Here is a 15,029-nt window from a genome sequence, read left to right on the forward strand (position 1 = left end):
CGATCGCGATCGGTGCGGTCCCAGTCCCCATCGCGGCGAGAATCGACTTCCCCATCGCGACGACCATCGACATCCCCATCGCGACGGCGATCGGCGTCGCCATCGGCGCGGCGATCAGCGTCGGTATTCGTGTCCGGATCGAGCTCATCGGCGCGCTGCAGGAAGCGCTCCTGCTCGAGCCGGGACTTCTCCGCAGAATCCTCGAGCTGGTTGGCCGCGGTCTCGTACTCGTCGGCGCGGGCTGCGGCCTTGAGGGATTCGACCTCGGCCTGGCGGGCCGCCTCGGCCTTCGCGTCGGCCTCGGCCTGGGCGTCGAGGGCGCGGGACCGAGCGGCCTCTGCCTCCGATTCGTAGGCCGCCGTCGTCGGAGCGGCTGCGGCGACCTCCTCGCGGATCTGCGCGGCCTGCTGGCGGCGCTCTTCCATCTTCTTGGCCCGGGCCCGCCGAGCCAGCGCGACGATGACGATGATGGCGATGATGACGACGACGGCTGCGACGACGATCCAGATGATGGTGGTGCCGTTCATGTCTCTTCCCTTTCAGCCCGCTCGATCGACATCGATCGAGGTGAGGTAAACACCAGCGTGGTCTCATCGTGGCACGGATGCAGTTTGCCAGCAAGCATTATTGCGCATATGTCTTGCCGAATGACACAAGTTCGTCACAAGCTGGACGACTGGCCCGAGTCGGCTGTACTTCGCTTCCCTGCTGGGCAACAGTGGAGGGATGGACCAGTCACCCCGCAGTCCCCTCGCCATCAGCGAACTGGCCGCCGAGCACGGCCTCACGCTCGTTCCCGAGTCGGTCTCCATCGATGAGATCGGCCTGGACTTCCGTGTCGCCTTCGCAGAGGCGGCCGACGGCTCAGCGTGGGTGCTGCGCATTCCGCGACGTCCGGATGTCACCGAGCGCGCCGACATCGAGGGGCGGTTCCTCGGCAGCGTCGCCCCGCACCTGAGCGTCGACGTCCCGGACTGGCAGATCCACACCGACCGACTCATCGCCTATCCCCTGCTGCCGGGCAGTCCGGGGCTCACTCTCGATGAGGATGCGCAGCCTCGGTGGCATTTCGATGTCGAAGCCAACGACTATGCGCACTCGCTCGGAGATGTCCTCGCTGAACTCCACGCCGTCGATCCGGCGGTGGTGCGCGATTCGGGGATTCCCATCCTCTCCCCCGCCGAGGTGAGGCAGCAGAAGCGCGAGGACATCGCTGCCGTGGTCAGGGAGTTCGAGGTCGCAGAGGATCTGCGGGAGCGCTGGGCGGCGTGGCTCGACGATGATCGGTACTGGCCGACGTGGTCGACGGTGACGCACGGGGAGATCTACCCTGCGCATCAGCTCATGGAGGGAACCCGCATCGTCGGTCTGCTCGACTGGACGACGGCGGCGGTCGGCGATCCCGCGCGGGATTTCATGTTCCACCAGATGAGCGTGTCCCCCGAGGCGTTCGACAGGACGGTCGAGCGCTATGTCGAGCGCGGCGGGAGGGTGTGGCCCAAGCTCGCCGAGCACTGTGCGGAGATGTTCTCGACCGCGGCGGTCGACCTGGGGCTCTACGCCCTCGACACGGGCGACGTCGGCCATCTCGAGGCCGCGCGCGAACAGCTCAATCCCGTCGCGGGGTGAGGATCGGCCCCGACCTCGTCACTGCGCGGCTGCGTTTGCGTCCTCTTGTCTCTGCCGACGCCGAGGCGGTGCGACGACTGTGGATCGAGCGCGATCCGCGGGTGCCCGCGGCACGCCGCATCGACGAAGACGGGCGACCGACTGTCGGGGATCTGGCGCAGTCCCTGGCCGAACAGCACGCCGAAGCCGACGCTGCCGGACTCGGTCTGATGGCTGTCGAGTGCAGAGACTCCGCCGAGTTCGTCGGGTACTGCGGACTCATCGTCGGCGGCGCGAGCGCGGCGGAACCGGAGATCGCCTTCGAGCTCTGTTCCCACGCTCATGGTGTCGGCTATGCCACCGAGGCGGCGCGCACGGTCACGACCGCAGCGCAGAGCGCCGGGCTGCCGCGGCTGTGGGCGTCGGTCCGCGAATGGAACGCACCCTCGTTCCGGGTGCTCGAGAAGGTCGGATTCTCCGACAGCGGTCTGCGCGACCCCGACCCCGTCCATGGCGATACCGTGTGGATGCGGAAGCACCTTCGGCCCTGATTCGGCGGGTCGTCCCCGATAGCCTGGTGGCATGGGTGATTTCGTCAAGCAGCGGGCCGGTGCCCCACGGGGATTCTTCGCGGCCGAAGCGGCCGGACTCGAGTGGCTTGCCGCACCGGGAGTCGTGCCCGTCGTCGGCGTGCGCGGCGTCGACGACGATTCGCTGCGCCTTGATCGGCTTGAGACGATCAGCCCGAATGCCGGTGATGCGGCCGAATTCGGTCGCAGGCTCGCGCGACTTCACGACTCGGGCGCTCCGGCATTCGGATGGGCACCGGCCGACAGGGCGTGGTTCGGTCCACTCGATTCTCCCTTCGAGGTGCCCGTGTCCGCCGACTCGTCCTTCTCCGACTTCTGGGTGCGCACGCGCCTGGCACCCACGGCCTCGGCCATCGCCGGTGAGCTGACGGTCGAGGAGAACTCAGCGATCACCTCGGCGGTCGAGGCAATCGAGTCGGGAGCCTTCGACGGAATCGCCGGGATCGGAACCGAGCCGCCATCACGCGTGCACGGCGACCTGTGGGCAGGCAATCTCATGTGGACTCCCGGCGGCGGCACACTCATCGATCCCGCCGCGCACGGCGGCCACCGCCTCGAGGACCTCGCGCTACTCGCGCTCTTCGGCACACCGTTCCTCGAGGAGATCTTCACCGGCTACGAAGCCGAGCACCCGCTGCCCCGAGGATGGCGAGACGACCTGCTGGCGCATTCGCTCTTCGCCCTGCTCGCCCACGTCCGCCTGTTCGGCCGGGGATTCCTCGGACAGACGCTGGCGGCCGCACGGGCCGTCGTCGATCGCAGAGACGAAATCGACGGCTGAGCCTCGGCGGCCTGAGCCCCCTGCACACCCGCCCGAGCAGACGGCACCGGTCCGGCCCGACGAACGGACCGGACCGGTGCCACGCTGCGGAGCGGTCACCTCGGCGAGGTCATCACTTCAGGGAGATCTCCACGGGATCGGAGAAGATCCCGCCTTCGAATGTGAGCCGGTCGGGGCTGACGTCCTTGGGCACATCGAAGACGAGGACGCCTTCGGCGGTGTTGCCGGGGTTGATCTCCTCGAGGAAGAGGATCGAGTCCTCATCGGCGTAGAGCCCGGCCTCCGAATCGGAGGAGTACGCGTTGCCCTTGTCGTCGCCGAGCTTGATGTTGTCCTCGTAGAAGAACGCCGGCTCCGACGTCGTGTTCTTCACGGCCACCGACACCTTGACGAACTGCCCTTGAGCCTGCGTGTTGAGGAATTCGGACCCGACCGTCGAGATGCCGTCCTCGACCTTGTCGACGGTGATCTCCCAGCCGTCGGCGGCCACAGCGTCGCCCATGCCGTATTCGGCCGGCGCGGCCTTGTCCTCGGCGGGCTCGCCATCGGTGCCGTTCTCGTCGGCAGGCTGCTCCTCGGCGGAGCCGGCCTCGCCGCCTTCCTGCGAACTCGTCGACCCGGTGTCCTCGGTGGTGTCGCCGCCTCCGCCGTTGATGGCGTTGACGAGCATGATGACGACGACGATGACGATGAGCCAGAACCACCAGCGCTTGAGCAGCGGCTTCTTCTGCTTCGCGGGCTTCTGGCCGTTCGGCGACCCGGGCTGCCCGAACGCAGGGGCGTAGGCGGGCTGGTATTGCGCCGGCTGCTGGGGGCCGCTGCCCGCGGGAGCGTATCCGCCCTGGCCGTTCGGGTACGGAGAGGCATATTGCGGCTGCATGGGCTGCCCGGCCTGTGGATGCCCCTGGTGCGATGGAGGGCCGGGCTGCTGGGGATGCGGCTGCTGGGGTCCGGGCTGCTGGGGTCCGGGCTGCTGAGGGTTCTGCGGGTTCGACATGGCGCTCCTTGATCGGCTGAGGTGGCCGTGACCGGTGTCGTCCGACACCGGATGCTCGGCGGGCGCTTCGCTGCTCGAGGCGAGCGGCGAAGCGAGTGATTGTGACCCACCCAGCTTCGAGCAGCGCCGCACCGGATGCGTCCGCCCATCGGCTCGATCGGGTTAGCCGATCGGTGGAGGCCTCTCGACCCGATCGGTGGACTACGCGTGTCAGACCGTGCCGATACGATTCTTCTGTGTCAGGTCATCCACTCCCGCCGCAGCGCGGGCCTCAGCCGCCTCGGCGCGACGGGCAGCCGACTGCCGGCGGGTCGCGGCCGCCGGAGCATGGTGCCCTCCCGCCCCAGAGCGGTGCTCTCCCGTCTGAGCGCGGACGGTCGCAGCACCCCGGTCCGATGTCGGCCGGCGACGGGTTGGCACGGACGCCGCAACCCGAGGCGCCGAGGCGTCCCGGCCTCAGCGTCCCGCCGCGGCCCGGTCAGCAGCCGAGCATGCCACCGACCTCTCTCAACGGTCCCGGCCTGCACGCCGCTCAGCCGCTCCCGGCCGCACAACCGCCGCCGGCCCGGGCCCAGCAGGCGGCCCCAGCTCAACAGCCGGCCCGAACTCAGCCGGAGGCCCGGGCCGCACAGCCGGCGCACACACCCGAGACCGGGCCGGCATTCACCCAGCGCCAACGGACACGAATGCCCCGCTGGCTGTCGGTGACCCTGAGTATCCTCGTCGGCGTCGTGCTCTTCGCCATTGGCTACCTGCAGTCGGTGATGGCTCTCGTCGCGAACACGTGGGCGTTCGAGGCCGGTGTGGTCAGCGTCATCGGCGTGCTCGTCGTCCTCTTCCTGCTCCCCCTGTGGGGCACGGTGTTCGTGCGCCGGAGATGGCCGTGGGTGCCGTTCGCCGTCGGGCTGGGACTGGCGTTGGCCTGGGGCGACTGCCTGCTCATGCTCATCGGCATGTTCCACCTCATCATCCGCGGCACCCGCCGCGCGGCAGCGACCGCAGCGATCGTGGGATCCGGCGCCTCGGTCCTCGCGATCGTGCGCATGTGCCTGATGCCGACCGCGCTCAACCCGTTCAGCTTCCTCTTCATCACCTCCGGTTCCACCCCCGGCAACGTCACGACGCCGGCCCCGCCACGCGATCTGGGACTGGCTGTCGATGGGGTGACGATCGCGGTCGGCCTGCTCGCTCTCGGCATCAGCCTCGGAGTCGGCTTCCTTCTGCGCCGCACCCGGCGGATGAAGTCCGTCGAGGCATTCGCCTCGCACGAGGCGCAGCGCAATGAGGCACTGAGCGCAGAGCTCGCCCGGCAGTCGGAGCGTGAGCTGCTCGCCCGCGAGCTCCACGACACGCTCTCCCACCGGCTCTCGGTCATCTCCCTGCACAGTGGTGCCCTCGAGGTCGGCGGGAAGGGCGATTCGGATGTCGCCTCGACCGCCTCGGCGCTGCGGCAGGAGGCGCATGCCTCACTCGAGGACCTGCGGCATCTGGTCGGCGGGGTGCGGGAGGGAACGCTGACGGGCACCGGTCCGAAGAAGGAGCAGTCCACTCCCCCGAGTCTGGCGTCCATGCAGTCGATTCCGCAGCTCGTCGCCTCGGTGCAGGCGACCGGAACGGTCATTCGGCCCTCGATCATCATCCAGGACGTCGAGGCCGCGTCGACGGTCTTCGACCGGGCGGTCTACCGGATCGTCCAGGAGTCCCTGACGAACGCGATCAAGCACGCCCCGGGCGCTCCGGTCACCGTCGACGTCGGTGTATCGGCCGACCGCGGCGCCCGGATCGTCATCGCCAATCCCGCCCCGCAGGCCGGTCGACCGGGTGAGCGCCGTGATCCCCGCGCCGAGGAGGTTCCGCCCCGACCGTCGACCCGGCCGTTCGCCCACGGTGGTGTCCCGTCAGCGGTGGGCCGGCATGGCCTGTCCTCAACGGGCTCGGGGGCCGGGCTCGAAGGGATTCGGGAGCGGGCGGCGATGCTCGACGGCATCGCGGACATCGGCGTCCGGGACGGCCAATTCGTCGTCGACGTCTCGCTGCCGCCGTTCCCCCGCCGGGGGTGAGTCCGAGGCGGCGGGAGGCGGTGCGGCACCGGACTCGCGGTGTCCGGGGCCTCGGGTAGTGTTGCGCTCATGACCGAGTCCGCCGCACCCATCCGCGTCATCGTCGTCGACGACGATCAGATGGTCGTCACCGGGATCAGGGGGATCCTCGACGCGGCCCCGGACATCGATGTCGTCGGATCGGCCCACAGCGGTGAAGAGGCGCTGGAGAAGGTCGCGCTCCACTTCCCCGATCTCGTCCTCATGGACATCCGCATGCCCGGCATCGGCGGCATCGAGGCCATGGAGCGCCTGACCAACGGGGTGCGCCCGCCGAAGGTCGTGGCGCTGACGAGCTTCGACACCGACGACTACCTCTTCCGCGCCCTCGATGCCGGCGCCGTCGGGTACATCCTCAAGGACATCGGTCCCACCGCCCTCGCCGAGGCGATCCGCCGTGTCCACAGCGGAGAGTCCTTCCTCTCCCCGCAGGCGACGAGGATGTTGATCAGGAAGGTCACGGCGAATCCCGACCAGCGCAGCCAGCGCGCGGCCGAAGAGCAGCTCGCCACCCTCACCGAACGCGAGCTTCAGATCGCCGTGCTCGTCGCCGACGGACTGTCGAACCAGGAGATCGCCGAGGCGACGTTCATGAGTCCGGCCACGGTGAAGACCCACCTCAACCGGATCAACTTCAAGCTCGACACGAACAACCGCGTGCGCATCGCCGTGCTCGTCGAGCGGGCCCGATTGACACGGCCCGTGCCGCCCCACCTCGGCGACCGCCCGCACTGACCGACCACCGAGGCGACCGCCCGACACGGACGGTCGCCTCGGCGAGGTCAGCGGCGACGCCACACTCCGGTCGCCTGCTCCTCTTCGTTGCCCACGGACAGGTCGATGCCGCGACGGTCGCGGACGACGGAGACGGCGAGCAGCGAGATCGCCGCCATGATGACGAGGTAGAGCGAGACCGAGGCCGTCGTTCCCGTCGCCTGCAGCAGCGCCTGCGCGATCGTCGGGGCGAAGGCCCCGCCGAGGACGGCGCCGAGCGCGTAGGAGATCGCCACGCCGCTGAAGCGGATCGAGGCGGGGAAGAGCTCGACGTAGAGCGCGGCCTGCGGACCGTAGGAGAGGCCGAGCCCGATGGAGAACACGCCGAGGGCGAGGTAGAGCAGACCGAGGTTGCCGGTGTCGATGAGCCAGAACAGCGGGAACGCCGTGACGATGAGGATGATGAACCCGATGACGTACGTCTTCACCCGCCCGATCCGATCGGCCAGGACTCCGGAGACCGCGGTGGCGATGAGCCAGACGAACGACCCGAAGGTGATCGCCAGGAGCACCTGAGTCGGTTCGAAGCCGACGGGATCGGTCGCGTACTTCGTGACGAATCCGCCGGTGGTCATGTAGCCGCTGGCATTGTTGCCGGCGAAGATCAGGGCGGCGACGATGACGAGCAGCCAGTGCTTGCGGAACAGATCGATGATCGGTGCCTTGCGCTTGGCCGCTTCGACCTGGATCTCCTTGAACACGGGCGTGTCCTCGACCGAGCGGCGCACCCAGTAGCCGACGCCGATGAGCACGACGGACAGGAGGAACGGAATCCTCCAGCCCCATTCCATGAACGCGTCTCCCGGTGAGATGACTCCGGTCATGATCGCGATGACGCCCGAGGACAGCAGCATGCCCAGCGGCACGCCCAGCTGCGGGTAGCATCCGGCCCGTCCCCGCTTGTCGGCGTCGGCGTGCTCGACGGCGAGGAGTGCCGCCCCACCCCATTCGCCGCCGGCGGACAGACCCTGGACGATGCGCAGGAGGATGAGGAGGATCGGTGCGGTGACGCCGATCGTCTCATACGTGGGGATGAGACCGATGAGCGCGGTCGCCACACCCATCGTCACGAGCGTGACGACGAGGATGAACCGGCGCCCCAGTTTGTCGCCGAAGTGCCCGGAGAGGAAGGCCCCGAGCGGGCGGAAGAGGAACGAGATGCCGATCGTCGCGAAGGCGAGCATCTGTCCGATCGCCTCCCCGGCGGGGGCGAAGTAGAGCTGGGCGAAGACGAGGGCGGCCGCCGTCGAGTACGTGAAGTAGTCGTACCACTCGATCGTCGTGCCGATGACCGCGGCGAACGCGACCTTCCGCTGGTTTCGCTTCTGGGCAGGGGTGGTGAGTGCGGGTGTCGCAGTCATGTGAACGTCCTTGTTCAGGTGATGGTCGGGGAACGCCCGCCCCGGGTGCGGGGCGGGCTGACAGCCGGGGTGGGCTGGGCTGTGCGGCAGATCAGGCCGGGGAGAGTTCTGTCGTGAGGTTCGTCAGCACTCCTTCCGCCCATTCGCAGGCCGCCTCGGCCGCCGGCACGGTTCCTCCGGCATCGTGGCGTCCGTACTCGCCGACCCGGACCGCGCCCTTGGCCTCGAGGGCCTCGGTGAGGCGCTCGCTGCCCCGCGAATAGGTCTTCGTGTAGCTGGCATCGCCCATCCCGAAGACCGCGAAGCGCACTCCGGCGCAGTCGACGTCGTCATCGTGGAGGCGCGCGAAGAAGTCCGCCGCCGAGCTCGGGACGTCACCGTCGCCGTACGTCGAGCACACGATGAGGTGGAACCGCGTGGGGTCGAGTTCAGTCGGATCGACCGCGGCGAGATCGGAGATGACGAGATCGTCGCGCTGGCCGAGGAACATTCCGAGCTCCTCGGCGACGAGTTCGGCGTTGCCCGATTCCGTTCCGAAGAGGATCGTCAGCGGCACATCGGGAGCCAGATCGCTGCTCGTGCTCGCCGAGGCAGCCGTCAGCTGCCCGTCGAGGCTGGCGTCCCGGGCCACCTCGAGCAGCTCTTCACGCGCGGTGATCTTCGACCGGCACCGTCCGAGGCCGGCACCGAGGCGCTCGCGCAGGTCGATGCGACGCCACCCGTCGAAGTCGGTGGCCTCTTCCCGGGGGTCGAGGCCGGTGGCCCCGACGGTGATCGTCCCGGCGTCGACCTCGGCGGAGATGAGCGCGGCGAGGGCCTTCGCCTCGGTGCGCTGGTCGGGGATCGTCCCCCGACCGTTGCCCTTGAGCCAGCCGATCGCGAAGAGCCGGTCATCGATCCTGCCGTCTCCGGGGATCGGAGAGACCGGGCAGATGCCGAGCTGCCCGATCGTCGGGATGTCTCGGACGAATCCGATCGCCGAGATCACCGAGTCGACGTCGAGGTGGACGGCGGACCCGGCGACGTCGAGGTCGATGCCGGCGACGCTGGTGTCTCCGGTGATCGCCTGCGGGGTCGCTCCGAACCACCAGTGGACCTCGATCGCCGCGGCGCCGTCGTCAGCGGCGACGAGATCGCGGAGGGCGTCGAGCTTCGCGTCCTTGCCCGGTGCCGTGGAGTCGAGATCGACGCCGTGGAGGACATGGCGGAGGCCGGGGGTCCGGGCGAGTTCGCGGATCATCACGGGGTCGAACTTCGCCGCCGTCGCGCCCGAGCGGCCGACGACATCGATGCGGGAGACGTCCTCGCGCATCCGGGAGTGGATGCGGTCGTCGATGTCGCTGCCTTCGAGTGCTGTGGACTCGCAGGTGAGCAGGCGGATGAAGTCGACGGCGACGTTGCCCTGACCGACGACGGCGATCCGCGCCCCGAGCCGTGGGAGCACCGCGTCAGCGAACTCCTCGTCGGGATGACCGTTGAGCAGGCGCGTGATCCGGCCCGCTCCGCAGACGCCGTCGAGCTCGGCACCGGGAACCTCGAGCGCCCGATCGTGGGAAAGTCCGCTCGCGAGCACGACGGAGTCGTAGTTCGCCTTGAGCTCGTCGAGGCTGACGTCCCGACCGAGTTCGGTGTTGCCGATGAACCGGGCCCGCGGGTCGGCGAAGAGCTTGTCGAACTGCGTCTCGACGGACTTCGTGCCCTGATGGTCGGCAGCGACCCCGTAGCGGAGGAGGCCGTAGGGCACGGGGAGTCGGTCGTAGACGTCGACCGCGGAGCCGGGCATCCGGCGGAGGATCTCCTTCGCGCTGAAGCAGCCGGAGGGCCCCGAGCCGACGATCGCGATCCGCGGGCCCGGGCCCTTGTCCTTCTCCGTCGCCGAGGCGGTGGCGCCGGCGTGGGCGGCACCGTAGTCGGGGGCATCGCTGGCCGAGGTCCAGGTGATCGGCAGGGTGAGCATTCCGCGGAACACCCAGCCGCCGATGCGGGTCTCCCGGCTCTCGTCGATGTCGAGCCCTTTCAGGCTGTTGAAGAGCAGGGGAAGGGCCACCTCGGCGATCTCCGACCGGGCCGCCCAGTTGCCCAGGCACACGTGCACGCCCTTGCTGAAGGCGAGGTGCGGCTTGACCTCCCGGTGGATGTTGAAGGTGTGGGCGTCGGTCCAGATGCTCTCGTCCCGGTTCGCCGACAGCACGCAGATGCCCAGCTGGGCGCCGGCGGGCAGCGGGGTGCCGGCGAGGACGGTGTCGTGGGTAACCTGGCGCGAGTACATGCCGATGGGGGCGATCCAGCGAATGGTCTCCTCGAACACCGTCGGCCACAGGGACGGGTCGGCCATCGCCGCGGCCCGCTGTTCGGGGTGGGTGAACATCGCGTAGGCGGCGACCCCGAGGGCGTCGCGCGGTTCGTTGAGCCCACCGCCGATGGTCATCTTGATGTTCGCGCGGATCTTCTCGATCGGCATCGTCTCCCCCGGCATCGAGAGCAGACCCGACAGCAGGGAGTCGTCCCGATGGGTGAGGTGGTATTCGAGCATCTCGTCGAGCGCGTCATCGACCTCGTTGAACGAGCGCTCCGACTTCGCCCACACCTCAGGGTCGTCGGCGTAGTTGCCGACCCCGTCGATGAGGGTCTGCGACCAGCGCTGCATGTCGGCCTGGTCGACGTTGTAGAGGCCGATCATCCGGCGCAGGGTCTCGGCGGCGTAGGGTGCGGCGAAGTCCCAGATGAGGTCCGCTCCCGTGCCCTTGTCCTTGAGGTCGGCGAGGAGGTCTTCGGCGACCTCGCGGTACATCTGCGTCCACACCCGCTTGACGTAGCCGGGCTTGAGGACGGTCTGCCAGGCACGGCGCTCGGGGTAGTGCTCGGGATCGTCGCGGCGGAGCATCGAGTGGCCCATTGCGCGGATCTGCAGCGAGCCCTTCTCGTTGGCGGAGTAGGTCTCCTGGTCGTGCTCGGTCTCACTGACCGCCTCGTAGCTCGTGATGAGGTAGCGGTTGACCGAGGGCACCCAGTGGACTCCGCCTTCGGCCCGCAGACGGTCGTAGATGGGGAACGGGTCGGCGTAGAGCTCTGGGATCGTCACCCAATCGGCAACCGGTGCGGTCTCGATTCCGGTCGGAGAACCGGTGTGGATCTGAGAAGTCATCGTCGTCTTCCCCCTCGACTGTGAGATGTGATGGCGTTCACTGACCAGTATGTGGAGAATAGAAGCAAAGGAAAAGCGGAATTATCCGCACTTCATATTCAGGAAAAACGGAAATGCATTCTGATCAGCCCCCGCGGTTCAGCCTCCGCCAGCTCTCCTACCTCCTCACTGCGGCGAGACTGGGCACGATCTCCGCCGCCGCGGCCGAGCTCCACGTGTCCTCCTCGGCGATCTCCGATGCGATCACGGCGCTCGAACATCAGCTCGACGCCCATCTGTGCATCCGGAAGAAGGCTCACGGCCTCGTCCTCACGGCCGCCGGCCGCCAGGTCGCCGCCCGCGCTCAGACGCTGCTCGCCGAGGCGAACGAACTCGAACGCGAGCTCACCCCCGTCGACGGCGAGCTCGTCGGTCCCATCACGATCGGGTGCTATCCGACGCTGGCTCCGATGATCCTGCCCGTCCTCCTCGCCGACTTCGGCCAGCAGCATCCCCGGGTGAGTCTCGAGATCGTCGAGACGCCGCAGGACCGGCTGGCGGGAAAGCTCGAGTCGGGAGAGATCGACGTCGCCTTCGTCTACGAGACCCTGGTGCCCGGCACCCCGAACCGGGCCCGGCTCTTCGCCCAACCGGCCCATGTCATCCTCTCCCCCGACGATCCCTTCGCCGAGGCGGAGACGGTGCGTCTCGAGGACCTCGTCGACCGGGACATGATCCTCCTGGACTCCCCTCCCTCGAGCCAGCACACGCTGACGATGTTCCATGACCGCGGGCTCGATCCCCATGTCCGCTACCGGACGACGAGCTACGAGGTCGTGCGCACACTCGTCGCCCGCGGACTCGGCTACGGCGTCCTCGTCCAGCGGCAGAAGAACCCGGCCAGCTACGAGGGCTATCCGCTGGTGGTCAAAGAGATCGAACCGGCCGTCGAGCCCGTCGCCGTCGAGGTCATCTGGCCCTCCGGCGTCGAGGTGTCGGCACGGGTTCAGGCCCTCATCGACTTCGCGCTCGACGTCGACTGGGATCGACGGCAGAACGGAGACTGACCCCTGCCTCAGGTGCAGGGAAACAACACCTGAGGCAGGGGTCTGTCGGGGTTGGGACTGTGGAAGCCACCGTTCAGGTGACCGGACGCCTGGTCACGGCGTGCCGGTTCGGCGCGGACGTTCCGGAAGGCTCCAACGAGGCGGTGAGGCGGTCAACCGTCGCGGTGCTCGGCTGGTGACCGCCGTCGAGGTCCGCATTCCGCGGATGTTCTCCGTCGTCGGATTGCTCGCCGTCGTCCACCGGGCGACTTGCGACGACAGCAATGATGCCGATGATCGCACAGAGCGCCCACACTCCGGCGATGAGGAACGGACCGGCCCCGGGGACGAGAATGAACGCCGATGCGACGACCGGCATCAATCCCGAGCCCAACGCTGCCGCCATCTGATATCCGAGAGAGGCACCCGAATAGCGAACCTGGGGAGGGAAGAGCTCTGAGACGAAAGCCGCGATGGGGCCGAACAGCATACCCTGCACGAGGCCATTGCCGACGACGATCGCCACGGCAAAGGGTCCGATCTCGCCCATGACGAGGAGGAGCGTGAGCGGCAGCGCCATGATCACGGCGATGCTGTGTGCGAATATCAGAGTCCGTTTGCGCCCGAGCTTGTCGCTCAACCGGGCAACGATGAGGGTGACGATGACCGTGATGATTGCACCCGTAGCCTTCCAATTGAGCACTTCAGAGTTGTTCTCTCCGGCGGCGACCGCAACAGAGACGCCCCATACCGTGGTCAGCCCCGATGTCACGTACATCGTCGCTGTTGCAGCCATTCCGATGAGCAGCTGCTTCTTATATCGTCCGAAGATGGTGACCAGCGGCACCCTCCGCTTCTCGCTCTCCTCTTCGAGTCGTTTGAAAGCGGGAGTCTCACTGACCTTGAGTCGGATGAAGAGTCCCAGCGCGATCAGTGCCGCGGAGAAGAGGAACGGAATGCGCCATCCCCAGTCCGTGAAGGCGTCTCCCGTCAGCGCCGCTGTCAGTGAGAGTGCCAGTGTGGCGAGCACGGCGCCGGCGGGTCCGCCCGCATTGGCGAATCCGGCTGCGAACCCTCGGCGATTCTTGGGAGCGTGTTCCAGCGCCATCAGTGCCGCTCCACCCCATTCACCGCCGACCGCCACACCCTGGATGATGCGAAGTACGAAGAGCGTGATCGGAGCGATCACGCCGATAGTCGCTGTCGGCGGGAGGAGGCCGATGATGACGGTCACCCCACCCATCATGACCATCGAGACGACCAGGGCGATCTTGCGTCCGACCTTGTCGCCGAAATGCCCGAAGATCACTCCGCCGAGCGGTCGAGCGAAGTATCCGGCAGCCAATGTGCTGAAGGAGGCCAGCAAGGACAGCCCAGGACCGAGGTCGGCGAAATAGAGCTGTGCGAAGACGATCGAGGACGCCGTCGCGTAGAGCATGAAATCGTAGAACTCGATCGCCGAACCGATGAAACTGGACGCGAGAATCCTCTTCATCTCAGGCGTGCGCAGAGATGTCTGCAGGCCTTCGGAATCGACAACGCCGTTGTTGTGATTGACCACGGTGTTCAGCTCCTGTGCGAAAGATCGGCGTGCGACTTGACCGGGATCACGTCAAGATCGTCGGGAACGAGGAACTGTCCGTTGAAGAGTTCCTGACCGTGCGCCCAACTGCCCTCATCGGCAGCGCCCGGCACGAGATGGTGGAGAGCCAAAGTCTTCGCTCCTGCCGCATTTCCGATCCTGACGGCTCCGTCGAACGAGGTGTGCGACTTGTAGTGGTGGTCGCGCGAGGCGCGGCCCTCCTCATCGGTGCGATGCTCATACATTCCGTCGACCCACGAGAAGTCAATCGCTTCGTGGAGGAGGATGTCGGTATCGTGCGCAAGACGAACGAGATTCGCAGCTTCGCGGGTGTCGCCGGAGACGGTGACCGATCCGAACTCGCTGTCGAACCGGAAGGCGAATGCCGGGGCGATCGGCGGATGCTCGACGAGGGTCGCCGTGACCGTGACGCAGTCGTCTTCGAAGACGACGAACGGCTCCATATCAGGGTGCGGATTCGTGTTCGGATGAAAGCCGATGGTCTCTGGGACAGTGATGTCGCGCGGGTCGAACAGCACTTCGGGCGACGTTCGCAGTGAGTCGAGCACCCGATCATTGATATCGGTCGCATACGCCGCGACAATGCTGTTGAACATCCCGACCACACCCGGCGTCGGATTCGCCGGGGCCACGGGCCGTGGAGTCACGATCGCTCGCGGCGAGACGGGGGGGAAGGGCTCCGCGCTGTCCCGGGCCGACAATGGGCACCGGATGGTCAGCACGATGCTGCAATTCGTGCATGCCGAACACGATGAGCGCTGGAAGATCGATCGTGTGATCGGAGTGGAGGTGGGTGATGAACACGCCTCCGAGGTCACTGAGCTCAAGGCCCGCCTGGCGGATCCGGCGTCCGACCCCATGGCCGGCATCGACGAGGTAGAACCGATCTCCGACGACGATCGCCGTGGCGATCCCAGAACGGTCGCGAAGGTTCCCTTTCCACCACCGCGGTCCCCCGGAAGTCCCCAGGGTGATGACTTTCATCTTCGATTCATCCATATCGTGGCGCGCCCTTCTGCCTCATTGCGATGTCGGGTTGACGTGAC

12 protein-coding genes and 1 pseudogene are annotated in these 15,029 nt (G+C 67.6%); 6 read left to right on the forward strand and 7 right to left on the reverse strand.

Going from position 1 to position 15,029, the window contains the following annotated elements; genetic code table 11:
• Positions 1 to 527: pseudogene (locus ABD154_RS11255) on the reverse strand (hypothetical protein); the annotation flags it as partial.
• Positions 528 to 726: 199 nt separating this feature from the next.
• On the opposite strand from ABD154_RS11255, the gene ABD154_RS11260 reads away from it, so the two are divergent.
• The 3 genes from ABD154_RS11260 to ABD154_RS11270 are packed head-to-tail and all read left to right on the forward strand — an operon-like array spanning position 727 to position 2,979.
• Positions 727 to 1,629: a macrolide 2'-phosphotransferase gene (locus tag ABD154_RS11260; RefSeq protein WP_344251318.1), complete on the forward strand. Its 903-nt coding sequence runs from the start codon at positions 727 to 729 to the stop codon at positions 1,627 to 1,629.
• Positions 1,626 to 2,159 (forward strand): GNAT family N-acetyltransferase, encoded by a 534-nt coding sequence (locus ABD154_RS11265; protein WP_344251319.1) that lies wholly within the window; start codon positions 1,626 to 1,628, stop codon positions 2,157 to 2,159. The genes ABD154_RS11260 and ABD154_RS11265 overlap by 4 nt, the downstream gene beginning before the upstream one ends.
• A 31-nt stretch (positions 2,160 to 2,190) precedes the next feature.
• Entirely contained in the window at positions 2,191 to 2,979 is a 789-nt protein-coding gene (locus ABD154_RS11270; RefSeq protein WP_344251320.1) for a fructosamine kinase family protein, read from the forward strand.
• 112 nt (positions 2,980 to 3,091) lie between these two features.
• On the opposite strand, the gene ABD154_RS11275 is transcribed toward ABD154_RS11270, so the two are convergent.
• Positions 3,092 to 3,976 carry a DUF4352 domain-containing protein gene (locus ABD154_RS11275; protein WP_344251321.1) on the reverse strand — a complete coding sequence of 295 codons (885 nt, stop codon included), beginning with the start codon at positions 3,974 to 3,976 and terminating at the stop codon, positions 3,092 to 3,094.
• 686 nt (positions 3,977 to 4,662) lie between these two features.
• Between ABD154_RS11275 and ABD154_RS11280 the strand changes: the two genes are divergently transcribed.
• A complete protein-coding gene (locus ABD154_RS11280; RefSeq protein ID WP_344251322.1) occupies positions 4,663 to 6,036 on the forward strand; it encodes a sensor histidine kinase in 1,374 nt (457 codons plus the stop codon).
• A 69-nt stretch (positions 6,037 to 6,105) separates the two neighbouring features.
• A complete protein-coding gene (locus tag ABD154_RS11285) occupies positions 6,106 to 6,810 on the forward strand; it encodes a response regulator transcription factor (RefSeq protein WP_344251323.1) in 705 nt (234 codons plus the stop codon).
• A 47-nt stretch (positions 6,811 to 6,857) separates the two neighbouring features.
• Here ABD154_RS11285 and ABD154_RS11290 read toward each other — a convergent pair whose 3' ends face one another.
• Entirely contained in the window at positions 6,858 to 8,210 is a 1,353-nt protein-coding gene (locus tag ABD154_RS11290) for an MFS transporter (RefSeq protein WP_344251324.1), read from the reverse strand.
• A gap of 91 nt (positions 8,211 to 8,301) precedes the next feature.
• Positions 8,302 to 11,355, reverse strand: a complete 3,054-nt coding sequence (locus ABD154_RS11295; RefSeq protein ID WP_344251325.1) for a cytochrome P450 — start codon at positions 11,353 to 11,355, stop codon at positions 8,302 to 8,304.
• A 113-nt stretch (positions 11,356 to 11,468) separates the two neighbouring features.
• On the opposite strand from ABD154_RS11295, the gene ABD154_RS11300 reads away from it, so the two are divergent.
• A complete protein-coding gene (locus tag ABD154_RS11300) occupies positions 11,469 to 12,401 on the forward strand; it encodes a LysR family transcriptional regulator (protein ID WP_198498332.1) in 933 nt (310 codons plus the stop codon).
• Positions 12,402 to 12,474: 73 nt separating this feature from the next.
• Here ABD154_RS11300 and ABD154_RS11305 read toward each other — a convergent pair whose 3' ends face one another.
• From ABD154_RS11305 to ABD154_RS11315, 3 genes are all read right to left on the reverse strand, one after another.
• Positions 12,475 to 13,875 (reverse strand): MFS transporter, encoded by a 1,401-nt coding sequence (locus ABD154_RS11305; protein WP_198500929.1) that lies wholly within the window; start codon positions 13,873 to 13,875, stop codon positions 12,475 to 12,477.
• 71 nt (positions 13,876 to 13,946) lie between these two features.
• Positions 13,947 to 14,579: an MBL fold metallo-hydrolase gene (locus tag ABD154_RS11310; RefSeq protein ID WP_344251326.1), complete on the reverse strand. Its 633-nt coding sequence runs from the start codon at positions 14,577 to 14,579 to the stop codon at positions 13,947 to 13,949.
• A complete protein-coding gene (locus tag ABD154_RS11315) occupies positions 14,536 to 14,982 on the reverse strand; it encodes an MBL fold metallo-hydrolase (protein ID WP_344251327.1) in 447 nt (148 codons plus the stop codon). Before ABD154_RS11315 ends, ABD154_RS11310 begins: the two co-directional genes overlap by 44 nt.
• Positions 14,983 to 15,029: the final 47 nt, after the last annotated feature.

Source organism: Brevibacterium sanguinis, assembly GCF_039528855.1.
GTDB classification, from domain to species: domain Bacteria; phylum Actinomycetota; class Actinomycetes; order Actinomycetales; family Brevibacteriaceae; genus Brevibacterium; species Brevibacterium sanguinis.

Excerpts from the sequence above, each read along its gene's own strand:
- ABD154_RS11290 (WP_344251324.1), bottom strand. The coding sequence starts at position 8,210 with ATGACTGCGACACCCGCACTCACCACCCCTGCCCAGAAGCGAAACCAG.
- ABD154_RS11315 (WP_344251327.1), bottom strand. The coding sequence starts at position 14,982 with ATGGATGAATCGAAGATGAAAGTCATCACCCTGGGGACTTCCGGGGGA.
- ABD154_RS11285 (WP_344251323.1), top strand. The coding sequence starts at position 6,106 with ATGACCGAGTCCGCCGCACCCATCCGCGTCATCGTCGTCGACGACGAT.
- ABD154_RS11275 (WP_344251321.1), bottom strand. The coding sequence starts at position 3,976 with ATGTCGAACCCGCAGAACCCTCAGCAGCCCGGACCCCAGCAGCCCGGA.
- ABD154_RS11305 (WP_198500929.1), bottom strand. The coding sequence starts at position 13,875 with ATGAAGAGGATTCTCGCGTCCAGTTTCATCGGTTCGGCGATCGAGTTC.
- ABD154_RS11295 (WP_344251325.1), bottom strand. The coding sequence starts at position 11,355 with ATGACTTCTCAGATCCACACCGGTTCTCCGACCGGAATCGAGACCGCA.
- ABD154_RS11280 (WP_344251322.1), top strand. The coding sequence starts at position 4,663 with ATGCCCCGCTGGCTGTCGGTGACCCTGAGTATCCTCGTCGGCGTCGTG.
- ABD154_RS11310 (WP_344251326.1), bottom strand. The coding sequence starts at position 14,579 with ATGTTCAACAGCATTGTCGCGGCGTATGCGACCGATATCAATGATCGG.
- ABD154_RS11270 (WP_344251320.1), top strand. The coding sequence starts at position 2,191 with ATGGGTGATTTCGTCAAGCAGCGGGCCGGTGCCCCACGGGGATTCTTC.
- ABD154_RS11260 (WP_344251318.1), top strand. The coding sequence starts at position 727 with ATGGACCAGTCACCCCGCAGTCCCCTCGCCATCAGCGAACTGGCCGCC.
- ABD154_RS11300 (WP_198498332.1), top strand. The coding sequence starts at position 11,469 with ATGCATTCTGATCAGCCCCCGCGGTTCAGCCTCCGCCAGCTCTCCTAC.